A 15698-nucleotide genomic window follows, 5' to 3' on the forward strand; every position below is an offset into this window, starting at 1 on the left:
TCAGTACAACTGGCATCGGCCGCATGCCAGCCTGGATTATCATCCTCCGGTTAGCCGGCTGGGCCTTTCCGTGAACAACCTGATGGGTTTACACAACTAGCTCAGGCAATGGGCCCGGCCACCACCCGCAGCGCCAGCGCCAGCAGCAGCACGCCGGTGATGCGATTGAGCCAGTGGGCACGGGCCTGCAGCCAGGGCAGCACCCGCGAGTGGGACAGGCCCACCGCCACCAGCACGTACCAGCCGCCGTCGATGATCATCGCCGTGAGCACCACCAGCGCCTTGGCCGCGAGGCTCATGTCGGGGGTCACGAACTGGCTGAGCAGGGCGATGAAGAAGAGGATCAGCTTGGGGTTGCCCAGCGCCACCAGCACGCCCTCGCGGGCCGCCTGGCGACCGCTGGTGGCCATGGCCTCGGCATCCAGGGCGCCGGCCCGCCCCGCGCGCAGGGCCTTGATCCCCAGCCACGCCAGGTAGGCCGCCCCGCCCAAGGTGATCGCCTGGAACAGCAGCGGGAAGCGCACGATCAGCGCCCCCAGGCCCCACACCGTGAGCAACGCATAGAAACCCACGCCCAGGGCATGGGCGAGGCCCGCCGCGACCCCGGGCAGGCGCCCGCCGCCCAGGGTATGGCGCAGCACCAGGGCCAGGCTGGGCCCGGGCGACATGGCCCCCATGGCGCAGACCGCGGCCAGCGAGAGCCAGAGCGAGAAGGGCATGCAGGAACCTCCAGTGTCAGGATGGATCGGGGCTCAGCGGTGGAACTGGCCTTCCCGCTCGGGCTGCCAGAGGATGGCATCGATGCGCAGCTGCACCTCGCGACCGCCCGGCAGTGGCCAGTCGATGGTATCGCCGATGCGCAGGCCGAGCAGGGCCGCGCCCACGGGGGCCATCACCGAGATACCGTCCTCGGTGGCAGCCAACGCATGGGGATAGACCAGGGTGCGAATGATCTGCCGCTCGCGGGCCAGGTCGGTGAACTGCACCTGGCTGCACATGCTGACCACATCCTCGGGAATCTGCTGCGGGTCGACCACCTCGCCGCGCGCCAGCTCCTCTTCCAGGGAGCGGGCCACCGCCAGGTCCTTGTCGTCGGCCTCGTCAATGAGCCGCTGCAGCCGCTCGGCATCGAGCCGGTTGATGATGATGGGGGGACGCGTCGCCATGAGACCTCCTGGGCACCGTCAACGCTGATTGCACGTTTTCCGGGGTAACCAACGAAAACAGCCCTCCACCCGAGGAGGGGCGAAGGACTGTGTTGCCACTACCTTACGCCATCCCGGGGCAAGGCGACAGTCCCGCGGGGCTGCAGAGCCCTCGCTCGCGACGCTACACTGTCGACACACCTCGACAGAGACGCTGCCCATGACGGTCCGGACCCTCGCCATCGCCCTGCTGATCCTCGGCGCCATCCTGCCCATCGTCGGCTGGTGGGCCTCCAGCCCCGTCGCCTTCGTGGGGCCGGCGCTGCTGCTGCTCGGCGTCCTGCTGCTCTGGACCGGGAGGCGGCACCATGGCCGGTGACGTCAGCGACGCTCCCGAGCAGGTACCCCCGCCCAACCTGGCCGGCGTGCTGGAGAGGGCTCAGCAGGCCGGTCGGCGACAGGAGAGCGTCAGCCTCGGCGCCATCCTCGACAGCGTGGGCCGGCGCTCCTTCGCCCCCTTCCTGCTGGTCGCCGGGCTGGTCACCCTGGCGCCGCTGGTCGGCGACATTCCCGGGGTACCGACCCTGATGGCCATTCTGGTGGTGCTCTCCTCCGTCCAGCTGCTGGTCGGCCGGGACCACATCTGGCTGCCGGCCTGGCTGCTGAAGCGCCGGGTCTCGCGGGCGCGCTTCACCAGGGCCACCCGCTGGATGGAGCGCCCGGCCCGCTGGGTCGACCGGTTGCTCAAGCAGCGGCTCGTGTGGCTAACCCGGCCACCCGCCCACCTCGCCGTGGCGCTGACCTGCCTGCTGATCGCCCTGGCCATGCCGCCCATGGAGGTGGTGCCCTTCACCGCCAACGGGGCGGGCCTGGCCCTGACGCTCTTCGCCCTGGCACTGCTCGCCAACGACGGCCTGATGGCCCTGCTGGGCTACGCCCTGACCGGCGGCACCCTGGCGCTGGTGATCGTCGGCCTGGCCTGAATGGCAACAGGCCCCCTACCCCAGGAGCTGCCATGCCAACCCCCGAGACACGCTTCAAGCACGGCCTCGCCCTGGCGGCGCGCGCCGGCTATGTCGCCAAGGGCATCGTCTACCTGCTGATCGGCGGCCTCGCCACCCTGGCAGCAGCCGGGCTGGGCGGGGAGAATGTCGGCTCCAAGGAGGCGATCAATCAGCTGGTCGCCCGCCCCTTCGGCGACGTCATGCTGGGCCTGCTCGGCGCCGGGCTCTTCGCCTATGCCCTGTGGCGCCTGCTGCAGGCCCTGCTGGATACCGAGGACGTGGGGCTGGGCCTCAAGGGCGTCGGGACCCGGGTGGGCTTCCTCGTCAGCAGCCTCACCCACGGCAGCCTGGGGGTCTACTGTTTCGACCTGCTGCGCAACGTGGCGATGTCCTCGGGAGAGGCCACCGCCCAGGATCGCACCGCCCTGCTGATGAGCCACCGGGGCGGCGTGATCCTGGTCTTCGCGGTCGGCCTGGTGTTCCTGGGCGTCGGCCTGCGCCAGCTGTGGCGGGCCATCACCCGCTCCTACCTCAAGAACTGGCACCACCACGAGATGGCCACGACCCAGCGCCGCTTCTTCGAGGGCATCACCCGCTGGGGCCTCTCGGCCCGCGGGGTGGTCTTCGTGATCATCGGGGGGTTCCTGTGCCTGGCGGCCTGGCAGACCGACCCCAGCGAGGCCCAAGGACTCGGCGGCGCGCTGAACGTGCTCGCCGGGCAGCCCTTCGGCCCCTGGCTGCTGGGCGTGGTGGCCCTCGGCCTGTTCGGCTACGGGATCTACTGTTTGATCAATGCCGGCTTCCGGGACACCAGCGTCGATTGAGCAGGCCTCTCGATCCATCGCGAAAAAGAGGGTCAGGGAGACAAGACGCCCGGTGAGGCATGATAGGCAAGGCAGAAACGCAAACAGCCGCCCGCAGGCGGCTGTTTCAGATCTGGCGTCAGGCTGGTACCGGCGGTCGGACTCGAACCGACAAGGGCTTGCACCCGGCGGATTTTGAATCCGCTGCGTCTACCAATTCCGCCACGCCGGCAACGCGCTGGCATTATACGTGGGCACCGGGGCAGGTCAATCGGCCGGCTGACTTCCCTGCCGCGAGACGGTATCCTGTCGGGCTTTGCGCGGCTCGCGAAGCCGCCCGACACGCCCCCTGAGCCGGATCAGAACGCCCCCATGCAGCGCGCCGACTTCCACTACGAGCTCCCCGAGGAGCTGATTGCCCGCTACCCCTCCGAGCAGCGCAGCGACTGCCGCCTGCTGTGCGTCGATGGCGCCACCGGCGCGCTCGCCCACCGCCGCTTCCCCGACCTGGTCGAGCTGCTCGCCCCCGGGGACCTGCTGGTGTTCAACGACACCCGGGTGATTCCCGCCCGCCTGCACGGCCACAAGGCCAGCGGCGGCAAGGTGGAGATGCTGCTCGAGCGCCCCCTGGACGCGCATCGCGGCCTCGCCCACCTGCGCTCGAGCAAGTCGCCGAAGCCCGGCACCGAGCTGGTCTTCGAGGGGGGCATCCGCGCCGTGGTGGAGGGGCGCCGCGAGGCGCTCTTCGAGCTGCGCTTCATCGGCGAGACGCCGCTGATTGCGCTGCTGGAACAGCACGGCCACATGCCGCTGCCCCCCTACATCACCCGCGAGGACGAGCTGGCCGACCGCGAGCGCTACCAGACCGTCTATGCGCGCCGCGACGGGGCCGTGGCCGCCCCCACCGCCGGGCTGCACTTCGACGAGCCGCTGCTCGAGGCGCTGGCCGCCAGGGGCATCGAGAGCGCCTACGTCACCCTTCACGTGGGGGCCGGCACCTTCCAGCCGGTGCGCGCCGACGACATCCGCGAGCACCAGATGCACAGCGAGTGGATCGAGGTCAACGAGGCCGCCTGCGAGCAGGTGCGCGCCGCCCGTGCCCGGGGCAACCGGGTGGTGGCGGTGGGCACCACCAGCGTGCGCTGCCTGGAGTCGGCCTGCCTGAAGAGTGCGAATGGCGAGATCGCCCCCTTCAGCGGGGAGACCGACATCTTCATCTACCCGGGCTACGGCTGGCGTTGCGTCGATGCCTTGATTACCAACTTCCACCTGCCGGAGTCGACCCTGCTGATGCTGGTGTCGTCCTTTGCCGGCTACGAGACGACGATGGCGGCCTACCGGTCGGCGGTGGACGAGCGCTACGCCTTCTTCAGCTATGGCGATGCCATGTTCCTGACGCGCAAGCCCTGACACCCGAGCCCTGACACCCGAGCCCTGACACCCGAGCCCTGACACCCGAGCCCTGACACGCCGACGCCCCAGCCCCGATGCGCCACGAGAGTTCCCATGCGTAAAGACAGCTTCATGACATTCGAGCGCCTGGCCAGCGATGGCCGGGCGCGCCGCGGCCGCCTCACCTTCCCCCGGGGAACGGTGGAGACGCCCGCCTTCATGCCGGTGGGCACCTACGGCACCGTCAAGGGCATGACCCCGGCCTCCGTGGAGGAGATCGGCGCCGAGATCATCCTCGGCAACACCTTCCACCTGTGGCTGCGTCCCGGCACCGAGGTCATCGAGGCCCACGGCGACCTGCACGACTTCGCCCAGTGGGAGAGACCGATCCTCACCGACTCCGGCGGCTTCCAGGTCTTCTCGCTGGGCGCCATGCGCAAGATCACCGAGCAGGGCGTGCACTTCCGCTCGCCGGTGGATGGCGCCAAGGTGTTCATGGGCCCCGAGGAGTCCATGGCGGTGCAGCGCTCGCTGGGCTCCGACGTGGTGATGATCTTCGACGAGTGCACCCCCTACCCCGCCACCGAGGCGGAGGCCGCCTTCTCCATGGAGCGCTCGCTGCGCTGGGCGCAGCGCTCCCGGGAGGCCCATGGCGACTCGCCTTCGGCGCTGTTCGGCATCATCCAGGGCGGCATGTACCCCGGGCTGCGCGAGCGCTCGCTCGAGGGCCTGCTCGAGATCGGCTTCGACGGCCTGGCCATCGGCGGCCTCTCGGTGGGCGAGCCCAAGGAGGAGATGATCCGGGTGCTCGACTACCTGCCGACCTGGATGCCCGACGACACCCCGCGCTACCTGATGGGCGTGGGCAAGCCCGAGGACCTGGTGGAGGGCGTGCGCCGCGGGGTCGACATGTTCGACTGCGTGATGCCCACCCGCAACGGGCGCAACGGCCACCTCTTCACCGCCGAGGGCACGGTCAAGATCCGCAATGCCAAGCACCGCTTCGACACCCGGCCGCTCGAGGCGGGCTGCGACTGCTACACCTGCCAGCACTTCTCCCGCGCCTACCTGCACCACCTCGATCGCTGCGGGGAGATGCTCGGCTCGATGCTCAATACCATCCACAACCTGCGCCACTATCAACGCCTGATGGCCGGTTTGCGCGGTGCCATCGAAGCGGGTACATTGGCGAACTTCGTGGAAGGCTTCTATGCGCAGCGCGGTCTGCCGGTTCCTCCCGCACCGAATTGACCCACGGCCGGCCCCCAGGGCCGGCCGTAGAATATCCCGCTTTCATCACCCAGGAGATCGTCATACATGCTGGACTTCTTCATTTCCCCGGCCATGGCCCAGGATGCCGGCGCCGCCGGTGGCGGCATCGCCCAGATCGTCATGCTGGTCGGCTTCGTGGCCATCTTCTACTTCCTGCTGTGGCGCCCCCAGGCCAAGCGTGCCAAGCAGCACAAGCAGCTGATCGGCAACCTCTCCAAGGGTGACGAGATCGTCATCGGCGGCGGCATGCTGGGCCGCATCACCAAGGTGAGCGACGACAGCGAGTTCCTGAGCATGGAGATCGCCGAAGGCACCGAGGTCAACGTGCAGAAGAATGCCGTGGCCGCCGTCCTGCCCAAGGGCACGCTCAAGTCCATCTGACCCGGGCGCCTTCCCGCCCCGCCGCGCCCCTCCCGGGCGCGCGGCGGGGGCCGCCCTGCGGCCGGTGCGGCAGGAGCCGCGCGACCGGCTCCCGCCCTCTCCGGTCGCCTCGTCAGCCTCCAACGTCCGCAACCTGAGGGCAGGGCCCCCATGCTCAACCGTTACCCCCTGTGGAAGTATCTGCTGATACTCGTCGTGCTCCTCGCCGGCCTGGTCTACTCCCTTCCCAACCTCTTCCCCGAGGACCCGGCGGTCCAGATCAGCAGCGAACAGGGCGACGCCACCATCGACGCGCGCCAGCTGGAGCGCATCCGCACCTCCCTCGACGAGGCCGACATCGAGATCCAGGCCGTCGAGGAAGAGTCCAACAGCGTGCTGATCCGCCTCTCCGATGCCGACGACCAGATCAAGGCCCGCGACCGCATCAGCGACCTGCTGGGTAGCGAGTACGTGGTGGCGCTGAACCTGGCCGAGTCCACACCCGCCTGGCTGCAGTCGCTCTCAGCCTCGCCCATGACCCTGGGTCTCGACCTGCGCGGCGGCGTGCACTTCCTGCTGGAAGTCGACATGGACGCCGCGCTGGAGCAGCGCCTCGAGGTCAATGCCAGCGCCATGCGCGAGCAGCTGCGCAGCGAACGGATCCGCTACCGCGACACCCAGATCGAGGAGCGCACCGTCTCCATGGCCTTCGCCAACGCCGAGGACCGTGACGAGGCGCGGGGCCTGATCGCCCGCGAGTTCCCCGACTTCGACTATCAGAGCGAGGGTGACGACCGCGGCGCCCGCCTGGTCATGACCATGACCGACCAGGCCGTCCAGGAGCTCCAGGACTACGCCATCAACCAGAACCTCACCACCCTGCGCAACCGGGTCAACGAGCTGGGCGTGGCCGAGCCGCTGGTTCAGCGCCAGGGGCCGGACCGCATCGTGGTCGAGCTGCCGGGCGTGCAGGACACCGTGGCCGCCAAGCGCATCGTCGGCGCCACCGCCAACCTCGAGTTCCGCCTCGAGGCCCGCCCCGACACCCCCGAGAGCGAGACCGAGTCCTTCCCGTTCCGCAATCAGGAGTCGCGCCGTGCCGACCTGATGCGCGACGTGATCATCACCGGCGACAGCGTCTCCAACGCCAACCACAGCTTCGACGAGAACGGCCGCCCCCAGGTCAACATCGACCTGGACGGCACCGGCGGCACCCTGATGAACCGGGCCACCCGCACCAACATCGGCCGCAACATGGCGGTGCTGTTCATCGAGCACAAGACCCGCGAGCGCACGGTGATCGAGGACGGCGAGGAGGTCGTGGAGCGCGAGCCCTACACCGAACGCGGCATCATCAGCCTGGCCACCATCCAGAGTGCGCTCGGCAACAGCTTCCGCATCACCGGGCTCGACTCGCCCACCGAGGCGGCCGAGCTCGCCCTGCTGCTGCGCTCCGGCTCGCTGGCCGCGCCCATCTACTTCGTGCAGGAGCGCACCATCGGGCCAAGCCTGGGCGCCGAGAACATCGAGCGCGGCATCATGTCGGTGCAGATCGGCCTGCTGCTGGTGGTGCTGTTCATGCTGGTGCGCTACAAGGTGTTCGGCGTCTTCGCCAACGTCGCCCTGGCCCTCAACCTGACCCTGCTGGTGGCGGCCATGTCGCTGCTCGGCGCCACCCTGACGCTGCCCGGCATCGCCGGCATCGTGCTGACGCTGGGCATGGCGGTGGACGCCAACGTGCTGATCTTCGAGCGCATACGCGAGGAGCTGCGCACGGGGCTGTCGGTGCAGCAGGCCATCACGGCCGGCTACGAGCGCGCCTTCACCTCGATCATCGATGCCAACATCACCACCCTGCTGGTGGCGGTGATCCTGTTCTCCATCGGCACCGGGCCGGTCAAGGGCTTCGCCGTGACCCTCTCGCTGGGGATCATCACCTCGCTGTTCACCGCCCTGATGGTGACGCGGGCGATGGTCAACCTGACCTACGGCGGCAAGCCGGTCAAGAAGCTCTGGATATAAGAGGTGGCAATGAAATCCCTCGTCAATCGACAGCTCGACTTCATGGGCAAGCGCCGGGTCGCCTTCGCGATCTCGGGGCTGATGCTGCTGGTGTCGATCGCCGCGCTGCTGTTCCAGCAGCTCAACCTGGGGCTGGACTTCACCGGCGGCACCCTGGTGGAGGTCCGCTACGCGGTGGCGCCATCCCTGGACGCCGTGCGCCAGGTCCTGGAGGACACCGGGTTCCGTGACGTCTCGGTGCAAACCTTCGGCGCCTCCACCGAGGTGCTGATCCGCCTGCAGCAGGCCTTCGACCCCGATGTCGGCGAGCAGGTGGTGAACCTGCTGCGCGACGCCGGCGACGAGGTGGAGCTGGTGCGTGCCGAGTTCGTCGGCGCCCAGGTGGGCGACCAGCTGCGCGACCAGAGCGGCATGGGCCTGCTGGTGGCACTGGGCATCGTGATGCTCTACGTGGCCTTCCGCTTCCAGTACAAGTTCGCCATCGGCGCCCTGCTGGCGCTGATGCACGACGTGATCATCGTCGTCGGCCTCTTCTCGCTGTTCCAGTGGGAATTCGACCTCACCGTGCTCGCCGCCCTGCTGGCGGTGATCGGCTACTCGCTCAACGACACCATCGTGGTCTACGACCGCATCCGCGAGACCATCCGCAAGTCACGCATCGATGACATGCCGGCGATCTTCAACGAGGCGATCAACCAGACCCTGTCGCGCACCCTGGCGACCTCCGGCACCACCCTGCTGGTGCTGCTGGCCTTGCTGCTGCTGGGCGGGGACATGATCCACTTCTTCTCCATCGCCCTGATCGCCGGTGTGGTGGTCGGGACCTTCTCCTCCATCTACGTGGCAGCGGCCCTGCTGCTGGCGGTGAAGCTGGATCGCGAGGACCTGATCCCGGCGAAGAAGGAGGACCCCGAGGCCGAGGAGCTGCCCTGACAGCGCCCCGCCGCTTCGCCGAGGTAGAGACAGAAAACCCCCGCCGGTGATACCGACGGGGGTTTTCCTTTTCACCTGGCGCTTGTGGCTAGGCGCTTGGCGCTAAGATCAGAAATGCGGCTTGAGCTGCTGCACCAGGGCCTTGTAGAGGCGCGGTCCGGCGGCCATCAGGCGCCCCTCGATATCGACGCTGGGCTGGCCATCGGGGGTGCCCATCAGGGCGCCGCTCTCCTTGAGCAGCAGCGAGCCGACGTGCAGGTCCTGCTCCTCCAGGCCCAGCACGAAGGCGGCGTCGGCACGCCCCGCCGCCAGCTCGGCGATATCGAGCAGGCCGCTGCCGGAGGCGCGCTGCAGCTCGATCTGCGGGCCGAGCTGCTGCACCAGGGTCAGGTAGGAGGGCAGGAAGCGCGAGCGCAGCCAGGTCTCGGGCAGGCTCATGGCGATGCGGGTGCCGGCCACGGCGGTGTTCTTCGACACGCGCAGGCGCTTGCCGTTGAGCTGGGCTCCGCGCCCGCGACTGGCCAGGTACTCGTCATCGCTGAAGGGACAGATCACCACCGCATGCTCCGGGCGGCCCTTGACGAGACAGACCACCGACAGCGCGAAGCCGGGGGAGGCAACGCTGAGGTTGGAGTAGCCGTGGAAGGGTTCGATCTTCCACAGGGTATCGGCACCCTCGCCCTCACCGGCGCGATGAGGCGTGAAGCGCCCCTGTACGCCGTGCTGGGGGTAGCCGCGCGAGAGCTGACGGACGATCAGCGTCTCGGCATTGCGGGCCGCATCCTCGAGCAGGCGGTCGAGGTTGTGCTCCTGGTGGGAGTTCTCGATTCGCTCGCGGATGCGCAGGAACTGTTCGCCGGCGCTGCGTGCCGCACGCAGCGCGAATTGGACCATCGGATGCATGATCGGGCCTTGGGGAGTCGGTGGTGTTAAAGAACGGGTCGGCGCGCATCCTAGCAGAAGCGCGCGGGGCGCGCCATTCGACGCGCCGGGCCGGCGTGATAGAATCGCCCGCCTCCCCCCAGCATCCACAGGCCCACCATGCTCGAGCGCATTCGCATCGTCCTGATCGGCACCAGCCACCCCGGCAACATCGGCGGCACCGCCCGCGCCATGCACAACATGGGCCTGTCCGACCTGGCCCTGGTGGCGCCGCGCTGCGAGCCGCTCACCGCCGATACCGTCTCACGCGCCTCGGGGGCCGACCATATCGTCCACGGCGCCCGCACGGTGGAGTCCCTGGAGCAGGCGGTGGGCGACGCCACCCTGGTCGTCGGGGCCAGCGCCCGCTCGCGCACCCTGCCCTGGCCGATGATCACGCCTCGCGCACTCGGCGAGCGCCTCCCGACGGAGCTGGCCAGCCCCGAGGCGCGCGTCGCCCTGGTCTTCGGCCGCGAGGACAGCGGCCTGACCAACGCCGAGCTGCAGCGCTGCCATGCCCATGTGCATATCCCCACCAACCCCGACTTCAGCTCCCTGAACCTGGCTGCCGCGGTGCAGGTGCTGGCCTACGAGTGCCGGCAGGCGTGGCTTGGCCAGCAGGAACCGACGGCCCAGGCCGAGGTACCACCGACCCAGCCGCTGGCGAGCCACCAGGAACTCGAGCGCTACTTCGAGCACCTGGAGCGCACCCTGGTCACCATCGGCTTCCACGACCCGGCCACCCCACGACAGCTGATGGCCCGGCTGCGCCGCTTCACCCTGCGGGCCCGCCCCGAGCGCATGGAGCTCAACATCCTGCGCGGCATCCTCACCGCCACCGAGCAGCAGGCCGAGCGCCGCGAGTAGATGGCGGGCGCGGCTTGAAGCAGGACCGCCGCGCCCCCACTATGAAAGCCATCCCCCAACGCCCTGCCACCCAAGGACCGCTGCATGCTTGAACGTCTGCGCGAGGACATCAACAGCGTATTTGCCCGCGACCCGGCGGCACGCAACTTCCTGGAAGTGCTGACCAACTACCCGGGCCTGCATGCCCTGCTCATCCACCGCCTCAGCCACTGGCTGTGGCGGAAGAACCTCAAGTGGCTGGCGCGCACCCTGTCACAGCTGGCGCGCCTGCTGACCGGCATCGAGATCCATCCGGGAGCGACCATCGGCCGGCGCTTCTTCATCGACCACGGCATGGGCGTGGTGATCGGTGAGACCGCCGAGGTGGGCGACGACGTCACCCTCTATCAGGGCGTGACCCTGGGCGGCACCAGCTGGAACAAGGGCAAGCGCCACCCGACCCTGGAGGACGGCGTGATCGTCGGCGCCGGCGCCAAGATACTGGGCCCCTTCAGCGTGGGCACCGGCGCCAAGATCGGCTCCAACGCCGTGGTCACCAAGGAGGTGCCCGCCGGCGCCACCGTGGTCGGCATCCCCGGCAAGGTCGTGCAGCGCGTCGACCCCGACCAGGCCGAGGAGCTGGAAGTGGACCCCGCACGGCGCGAGGCGATGCGCCGCAAGTTCGGCTTCGACGCCTACGGCGTCAGCCAGGACATGCCCGACCCGGTGGCGCGCTCCATCCAGGCGATGCTCGACCACATGCACGCCGTCGACGAGCGCATCGAGCGCATGTGCACGACCCTGCGCAAGGTCGACGCCAGCTACCGCGACGGCCGCCTGCCGGAGCTGCGCGACGAGGACTTCGCCGACATCCTCGCCGACGTCGACAGCTGCTGCCCGCCCCGGGAAGAGCAGCATACGGAGGAGGCGGCGCAGGACGAGCGTGCGGCCGACGCCGGGCCTCGACGGCGCAATGGTTGACCAGGATACTCGGTCTTTACCATAATGGCGGATCACGTTCATTGACTGCCGACCCGCGTGTCGGTGCCGAGGTGAGTTCCTCATGCGCCTGACCACCAAGGGACGCTACGCCGTCACCGCCATGCTCGACCTGGCCATGAATGCCGACACCGGCCCCATCTGCCTCGCCGACATCTCGAAGCGCCAGGAAATCTCGCTCTCCTACCTGGAGCAGCTGTTCGCGCGGCTGCGGCGCGCCAAGCTGGTGGACAGCGTGCGCGGTCCGGGCGGCGGCTACCTGCTGGCCCAGGCGCCGGAGGGCATCACCGTGGCCCAGGTCATCGAGGCGGTGAACGAGTCCGTGGACACCACCCGCTGCGGCGGCCTCTCGGATTGCCAGCAGGGCGACACCTGCCTGACCCACCACCTGTGGTGCGAGCTCTCCGAGCATATCCATGACTTCCTCCAGGACGTCACCCTGGCCCAGCTGGCCGGGCGTGGTGAGATCCAGGCCATCGCCAGCCGCCAGCGTGGCCGGCGGGACGACGGCATCCTGGCCTCCACCAGCTGAACTGCCGCTCTTGGCACCCGCTGGAACAGCCCCGACCCCACAGTCCCGATTCGACAACCAGAACAGCGAGCCCATGAGCGCACCCGTCTACCTCGATTATGCCGCCACCACCCCGGTCGACCCGCGGGTTGCGGAGGTCATGAGCCACTACCTGACCCTCGACGGCATCTTCGCCAACCCCGCCTCGCGCAGCCACATGCTCGGCTGGCAGGCGGAGCAGGCCGTGGAGAGCGCCCGCCGCCAGGTCGCCGACCTGATCGCGGCCGACCCCCGCGAGATCGTCTGGACCAGCGGCGCCACCGAGGCCGACAACCTGGCGCTGATCGGCTTCATGCGCGCCAACCGGGCCCGTGGCCGCCACCTGGTGACCTCCATCATCGAGCACAAGGCGGTGGTCGACACCGCCAAGGCGCTGGAGGCCGAGGGCTTCGAGGTGACCTGGCTGACGCCGGACCGTGACGGGCGGATCAGCCCGGCGCAGCTGCGCGAGGCGATACGCGACGACACCGTGCTGGTCTCGCTGATGGCCGTGAACAACGAGCTGGGCGTGATCCACGACCTGGCGGCACTGGCCGAGGTGGCCCATGCCTCCGGGGCCACCTTCCACGTGGATGCCGCCCAGGCGGTGGGCCGGCTCCCGCTGGACGTCGGCAGGCTCGGCATCGACCTGATGTCGCTCTCGGGGCACAAGGCCTACGGCCCCAAGGGTATCGGCGCCCTCTACGTGCGGCGCAGCCCCGACCTCCGGCTGGAGGCGCTGATCCACGGCGGCGGCCACGAGCGCGGCATGCGTTCGGGCACCCTCGCCACCCACCAGATCGCCGGCATGGGCGAGGCCTTCGCCATCGCCGCCGCCGAGGGCGAGGCCGACCAGGCCCGCATCACCGCGCTGCGCGACCGCCTGCTCGAGGGCCTCGGCGATCTCGAGGGCATCCACCGCAACACCGCGGTCGAGGTGGCGGTCCCCAACATCCTCAACCTGGCCTTCGCGGGGGTCGAGGGCGAGTCGCTGCTGATGGCGCTGCGCGACATCGCGCTCTCCACCGGCTCGGCCTGCAACTCGGCGAGCGTCGAGCCCTCCTATGTACTGAAGGGTATCGGCCTGCCGCGCCCCCTGGCGCTTGCCTCGCTGCGCTTCAGCTTCGGCCGCTTCACCACCGAGGCCGATATCGATCGCACACTGGATGCCCTGCGACACGCCCTTGACGGGCTGCGTCGCCGGGCGGTCTGACCCTACCACGTTCAGGAGAGAGACCATGGCGCACCTTTCGATCACCACTGCCGCCGCCGAGCAGATCCACCGGGTGCTCGATGAGCGGGGCCACGGCCTTGGCCTGCGGGTCTCGGTCAAGCCCAGCGGCTGCTCCGGCTACAGCTACGTGCTCGACTTCGCCGACGAGGCGGCCAACGACGACGTGACCTTCGAGGAGCACGGCGTGACGGTCTTCGTCGCCCCCGAGGCCCTCGAGATGCTCGATGGCAGCGAGGTCGACTACGTCTCGGAGGGGCTCAACCGCTTCTTCCGCTTCAACAACCCCAACGTCAAGGACCAGTGCGGCTGCGGCGAGAGCTTCAGCGTCTGAACGATTGTTCAACGCCGTCCGGGAGCGTTATACTCCCCGCCCAGTCGGCGCACGCTGCCGAACCGCCGCCCGCCGGCCCATGATCCGATTCGCCGCGCCGCCCTCTCCCCCGGGGAGCCAGGGGCGGCGCGGCGCTATCCATCAAAGCTTCATCCATCGCACTTCATTGTCCAACCAACCGGAGACATGCCCCCATGGCCAACCAGCGCACCCTGTCCATCATCAAGCCCGATGCCGTCGCCAAGAACGTGATCGGCGAGATCGAGAGCCGCTTCGAGAAGGGAGGCCTGAAGATCGTGGCCGCCAAGATGCTCCAGCTCTCCGAGGAGAAGGCCGGTGGCTTCTATGCCGAGCACAAGGAGCGCCCCTTCTTCAAGGATCTGGTCGGCTTCATGACCTCCGGGCCGGTGATCGTGCAGGTGCTCGAGGGCGAGGACGCCATCGCCAAGAACCGTGACCTGATGGGTGCCACCAACCCCAAGGAAGCGGCGCCGGGCACCATCCGTGCCGACTTCGCCGAGACCATCGACGCCAACGCCGTGCATGGCTCCGACTCCCCCGAGTCCGCCGAGCGCGAGATTGCCTACTTCTTCGAGGCCGACGAGATCTGCCCGCGCGGCTGATCACGCCTCTCCCGCGGGGGTGTTCCCACCCCCGCCCTGCCCCAACGACTCGCTGACCGCCATGACTGCCACCACTGCTCCCCGTCTCACCAACCTGCTCGGCATGACCCGCGAGGAGATGGAAGCCTTCTTCCTCTCCATCGGCGAGAAGAAGTTCCGTGCCGCCCAGGTGATGAAGTGGATCCACATCGAGGGCTGCGATGACTTCGCCGCCATGACCAACCTCTCCAAGGCGCTGCGCTCGCGCCTGGCCGAGGTCGCCGAGATCCGCGGCCCGGGCGTGGTCTACGAGGGCACCTCCAGCGACGGCACCCGCAAGTGGGTGCTCGAGGTGGAGGACGGCAGCTACGTGGAGACGGTGCTGATCCCCGCCGACAACGGCAAGCGGCGCACCCTGTGCGTCTCCTCCCAGGTCGGCTGCTCGCTGGACTGCAGCTTCTGCTCCACCGGCAAGCAGGGCTTCCAGCGCAACCTCACCGCCGCCGAGATCATCGGCCAGGTGTGGGTGGCCCAGCGCTCCGTGGGGCCACGCCGCGACACCGCCCATCGCCCCGTCACCAACGTGGTGATGATGGGCATGGGCGAGCCGCTGCTGAACTATGACAACGTCGTCCCGGCGATGAAGCTGATGCTCGACGACGACGGCTACGGCCTCTCCAAGCGCCGCGTCACGCTCTCCACCTCCGGGGTGGTGCCGATGCTCGACAGGCTCGGCGACGAGCTCGACGTGAGCCTGGCCATCTCGCTGCATGCCGCCAACGACGAGCTGCGCAACGAGCTGGTACCGCTGAACCGCAAGTACAACATCCGCAGCCTGCTCGACGCCTGCCACCGCTACCTGGCCAAGTGCCACGACACGCGGATGGTGACCATCGAGTACACGGTGATCAAGGACGTCAACGACCAGCAGGAACACGCCGAGCAGCTCGCCGCCCTGCTCGAGGAGCTGCCGTGCAAGATCAACCTGATCCCGTTCAACCCCTTCCCGCACTCGGGCTACGAGAAGCCGTCGCGCAACCAGGTGGTGCGCTTCCAGCAGTGGCTCTATGAGCTGGGCTACACGGCGCCGATCCGCACCACCCGCGGCGACGACATCGATGCCGCCTGCGGCCAGCTGGTGGGCAGGGTAAAGGATCGCACCAAGCGCCACGCGCGCTATATCCAGTCCATCCAGATCGACGCCGACTGAGCGGGGGTCACCTTGACTTCAACAGGGCTCGGCGCTTTGATGGACGGGCCTTTTTTCACCCTCGGCCGCGTATC

At 68.8% G+C, this 15698-nt stretch carries 18 protein-coding genes, 1 tRNA gene and 1 pseudogene; 16 read left to right on the forward strand and 4 right to left on the reverse strand.

Annotation, left to right across the window (positions count from 1 at the left end):
- Nucleotides 1-100 (forward strand): annotated as a pseudogene (locus tag DFP85_RS13795) (IS481 family transposase); the annotation flags it as partial.
- A 1-nt stretch (nt 101) separates the two neighbouring features.
- Here the strand turns inward: DFP85_RS13795 and DFP85_RS13800 are convergent.
- Together DFP85_RS13800 and rnk are read right to left on the reverse strand one after the other, a co-directional pair.
- The gene (locus tag DFP85_RS13800; RefSeq protein WP_133636954.1) at nt 102-719 is read right to left on the reverse strand and encodes a LysE family translocator; all 618 of its coding nucleotides are present in this window, start codon (nt 717-719) and stop codon (nt 102-104) included.
- A 33-nt stretch (nt 720-752) separates the two neighbouring features.
- Nucleotides 753-1166: a nucleoside diphosphate kinase regulator gene (gene rnk / locus DFP85_RS13805; protein WP_133636956.1), complete on the reverse strand. Its 414-nt coding sequence runs from the start codon at nt 1164-1166 to the stop codon at nt 753-755.
- A gap of 199 nt (nt 1167-1365) precedes the next feature.
- On the opposite strand from rnk, the gene DFP85_RS18935 reads away from it, so the two are divergent.
- Genes DFP85_RS18935 through DFP85_RS13815 form a run of 3 tightly spaced genes read left to right on the forward strand, consistent with a single transcriptional unit; the run spans nt 1366 to nt 2973 of the window.
- Nucleotides 1366-1524, forward strand: a complete 159-nt coding sequence (locus DFP85_RS18935; protein WP_166644645.1) for a hypothetical protein — start codon at nt 1366-1368, stop codon at nt 1522-1524.
- Nucleotides 1514-2128 carry an exopolysaccharide biosynthesis protein gene (locus DFP85_RS13810; RefSeq protein ID WP_133636958.1) on the forward strand — a complete coding sequence of 205 codons (615 nt, stop codon included), beginning with the start codon at nt 1514-1516 and terminating at the stop codon, nt 2126-2128. Before DFP85_RS18935 ends, DFP85_RS13810 begins: the two co-directional genes overlap by 11 nt.
- Nucleotides 2129-2160: 32 nt before the next feature.
- Nucleotides 2161-2973 (forward strand): DUF1206 domain-containing protein, encoded by an 813-nt coding sequence (locus DFP85_RS13815; RefSeq protein WP_133636960.1) that lies wholly within the window; start codon nt 2161-2163, stop codon nt 2971-2973.
- A gap of 124 nt (nt 2974-3097) precedes the next feature.
- Here DFP85_RS13815 and DFP85_RS13820 read toward each other — a convergent pair.
- A tRNA-Leu gene (locus DFP85_RS13820) sits at nt 3098-3184 on the reverse strand.
- A 140-nt stretch (nt 3185-3324) separates the two neighbouring features.
- Between DFP85_RS13820 and queA the strand changes: the two genes are divergently transcribed.
- From queA to secF, 5 genes are all read left to right on the forward strand, one after another.
- Nucleotides 3325-4362 carry a tRNA preQ1(34) S-adenosylmethionine ribosyltransferase-isomerase QueA gene (gene queA, locus DFP85_RS13825; protein WP_133636961.1) on the forward strand — a complete coding sequence of 346 codons (1038 nt, stop codon included), beginning with the start codon at nt 3325-3327 and terminating at the stop codon, nt 4360-4362.
- A gap of 114 nt (nt 4363-4476) precedes the next feature.
- On the forward strand, nt 4477-5595 hold the full coding sequence (gene tgt / locus DFP85_RS13830) for a tRNA guanosine(34) transglycosylase Tgt (protein ID WP_133637123.1): 1119 nt from the start codon (nt 4477-4479) through the stop codon (nt 5593-5595).
- A gap of 66 nt (nt 5596-5661) precedes the next feature.
- On the forward strand, nt 5662-5997 hold the full coding sequence (yajC, locus tag DFP85_RS13835) for a preprotein translocase subunit YajC (protein ID WP_089713395.1): 336 nt from the start codon (nt 5662-5664) through the stop codon (nt 5995-5997).
- A 150-nt stretch (nt 5998-6147) separates the two neighbouring features.
- Nucleotides 6148-7998 carry a protein translocase subunit SecD gene (gene secD, locus DFP85_RS13840; RefSeq protein WP_133636962.1) on the forward strand — a complete coding sequence of 617 codons (1851 nt, stop codon included), beginning with the start codon at nt 6148-6150 and terminating at the stop codon, nt 7996-7998.
- 9 nt (nt 7999-8007) lie between these two features.
- On the forward strand, nt 8008-8931 hold the full coding sequence (gene secF, locus DFP85_RS13845) for a protein translocase subunit SecF (RefSeq protein WP_133636964.1): 924 nt from the start codon (nt 8008-8010) through the stop codon (nt 8929-8931).
- A 108-nt stretch (nt 8932-9039) separates the two neighbouring features.
- Here the strand turns inward: secF and DFP85_RS13850 are convergent, their stop codons facing one another.
- Nucleotides 9040-9834 carry an inositol monophosphatase family protein gene (locus DFP85_RS13850; protein WP_106231860.1) on the reverse strand — a complete coding sequence of 265 codons (795 nt, stop codon included), beginning with the start codon at nt 9832-9834 and terminating at the stop codon, nt 9040-9042.
- Between the two features lie 138 nt (nt 9835-9972).
- On the opposite strand from DFP85_RS13850, the gene trmJ reads away from it, so the two are divergent.
- The 7 genes from trmJ to rlmN all read left to right on the forward strand — a co-directional run bounded on the left by trmJ (nt 9973) and on the right by rlmN (nt 15624).
- A complete protein-coding gene (gene trmJ / locus DFP85_RS13855; protein WP_133636966.1) occupies nt 9973-10719 on the forward strand; it encodes a tRNA (cytosine(32)/uridine(32)-2'-O)-methyltransferase TrmJ in 747 nt (248 codons plus the stop codon).
- Nucleotides 10720-10803: 84 nt separating this feature from the next.
- On the forward strand, nt 10804-11679 hold the full coding sequence (cysE, locus tag DFP85_RS13860; protein WP_133636968.1) for a serine O-acetyltransferase: 876 nt from the start codon (nt 10804-10806) through the stop codon (nt 11677-11679).
- Between the two features lie 82 nt (nt 11680-11761).
- Nucleotides 11762-12229: a Fe-S cluster assembly transcriptional regulator IscR gene (gene iscR, locus DFP85_RS13865; RefSeq protein WP_133636970.1), complete on the forward strand. Its 468-nt coding sequence runs from the start codon at nt 11762-11764 to the stop codon at nt 12227-12229.
- Between the two features lie 73 nt (nt 12230-12302).
- The gene (locus DFP85_RS13870; protein WP_133636972.1) at nt 12303-13460 is read left to right on the forward strand and encodes an IscS subfamily cysteine desulfurase; all 1158 of its coding nucleotides are present in this window, start codon (nt 12303-12305) and stop codon (nt 13458-13460) included.
- A 25-nt stretch (nt 13461-13485) separates the two neighbouring features.
- Nucleotides 13486-13812, forward strand: coding sequence for a HesB/IscA family protein (locus DFP85_RS13875; RefSeq protein ID WP_106231851.1), 327 nt, complete (start codon nt 13486-13488; stop codon nt 13810-13812).
- Between the two features lie 194 nt (nt 13813-14006).
- Nucleotides 14007-14435 carry a nucleoside-diphosphate kinase gene (gene ndk, locus DFP85_RS13880; protein ID WP_133636974.1) on the forward strand — a complete coding sequence of 143 codons (429 nt, stop codon included), beginning with the start codon at nt 14007-14009 and terminating at the stop codon, nt 14433-14435.
- A gap of 61 nt (nt 14436-14496) precedes the next feature.
- Nucleotides 14497-15624, forward strand: coding sequence for a dual-specificity RNA methyltransferase RlmN (gene rlmN / locus DFP85_RS13885; protein WP_133636976.1), 1128 nt, complete (start codon nt 14497-14499; stop codon nt 15622-15624).
- Nucleotides 15625-15698: the final 74 nt, after the last annotated feature.

The organism is Halomonas ventosae, from assembly GCF_004363555.1.
Taxonomy (GTDB): Bacteria; Pseudomonadota; Gammaproteobacteria; order Pseudomonadales; family Halomonadaceae; genus Halomonas; species Halomonas ventosae.

Excerpts from the sequence above, each read along its gene's own strand:
- DFP85_RS13870 (WP_133636972.1), top strand. The coding sequence starts at position 12,303 with ATGAGCGCACCCGTCTACCTCGATTATGCCGCCACCACCCCGGTCGAC.
- queA (WP_133636961.1), top strand. The coding sequence starts at position 3,325 with ATGCAGCGCGCCGACTTCCACTACGAGCTCCCCGAGGAGCTGATTGCC.
- DFP85_RS13800 (WP_133636954.1), bottom strand. The coding sequence starts at position 719 with ATGCCCTTCTCGCTCTGGCTCTCGCTGGCCGCGGTCTGCGCCATGGGG.
- tgt (WP_133637123.1), top strand. The coding sequence starts at position 4,477 with ATGACATTCGAGCGCCTGGCCAGCGATGGCCGGGCGCGCCGCGGCCGC.
- DFP85_RS13850 (WP_106231860.1), bottom strand. The coding sequence starts at position 9,834 with ATGCATCCGATGGTCCAATTCGCGCTGCGTGCGGCACGCAGCGCCGGC.
- rnk (WP_133636956.1), bottom strand. The coding sequence starts at position 1,166 with ATGGCGACGCGTCCCCCCATCATCATCAACCGGCTCGATGCCGAGCGG.
- rlmN (WP_133636976.1), top strand. The coding sequence starts at position 14,497 with ATGACTGCCACCACTGCTCCCCGTCTCACCAACCTGCTCGGCATGACC.
- yajC (WP_089713395.1), top strand. The coding sequence starts at position 5,662 with ATGCTGGACTTCTTCATTTCCCCGGCCATGGCCCAGGATGCCGGCGCC.
- ndk (WP_133636974.1), top strand. The coding sequence starts at position 14,007 with ATGGCCAACCAGCGCACCCTGTCCATCATCAAGCCCGATGCCGTCGCC.
- cysE (WP_133636968.1), top strand. The coding sequence starts at position 10,804 with ATGCTTGAACGTCTGCGCGAGGACATCAACAGCGTATTTGCCCGCGAC.
- iscR (WP_133636970.1), top strand. The coding sequence starts at position 11,762 with ATGCGCCTGACCACCAAGGGACGCTACGCCGTCACCGCCATGCTCGAC.
- secD (WP_133636962.1), top strand. The coding sequence starts at position 6,148 with ATGCTCAACCGTTACCCCCTGTGGAAGTATCTGCTGATACTCGTCGTG.
- DFP85_RS13875 (WP_106231851.1), top strand. The coding sequence starts at position 13,486 with ATGGCGCACCTTTCGATCACCACTGCCGCCGCCGAGCAGATCCACCGG.
- trmJ (WP_133636966.1), top strand. The coding sequence starts at position 9,973 with ATGCTCGAGCGCATTCGCATCGTCCTGATCGGCACCAGCCACCCCGGC.
- DFP85_RS13815 (WP_133636960.1), top strand. The coding sequence starts at position 2,161 with ATGCCAACCCCCGAGACACGCTTCAAGCACGGCCTCGCCCTGGCGGCG.
- secF (WP_133636964.1), top strand. The coding sequence starts at position 8,008 with ATGAAATCCCTCGTCAATCGACAGCTCGACTTCATGGGCAAGCGCCGG.
- DFP85_RS13810 (WP_133636958.1), top strand. The coding sequence starts at position 1,514 with ATGGCCGGTGACGTCAGCGACGCTCCCGAGCAGGTACCCCCGCCCAAC.
- DFP85_RS18935 (WP_166644645.1), top strand. The coding sequence starts at position 1,366 with ATGACGGTCCGGACCCTCGCCATCGCCCTGCTGATCCTCGGCGCCATC.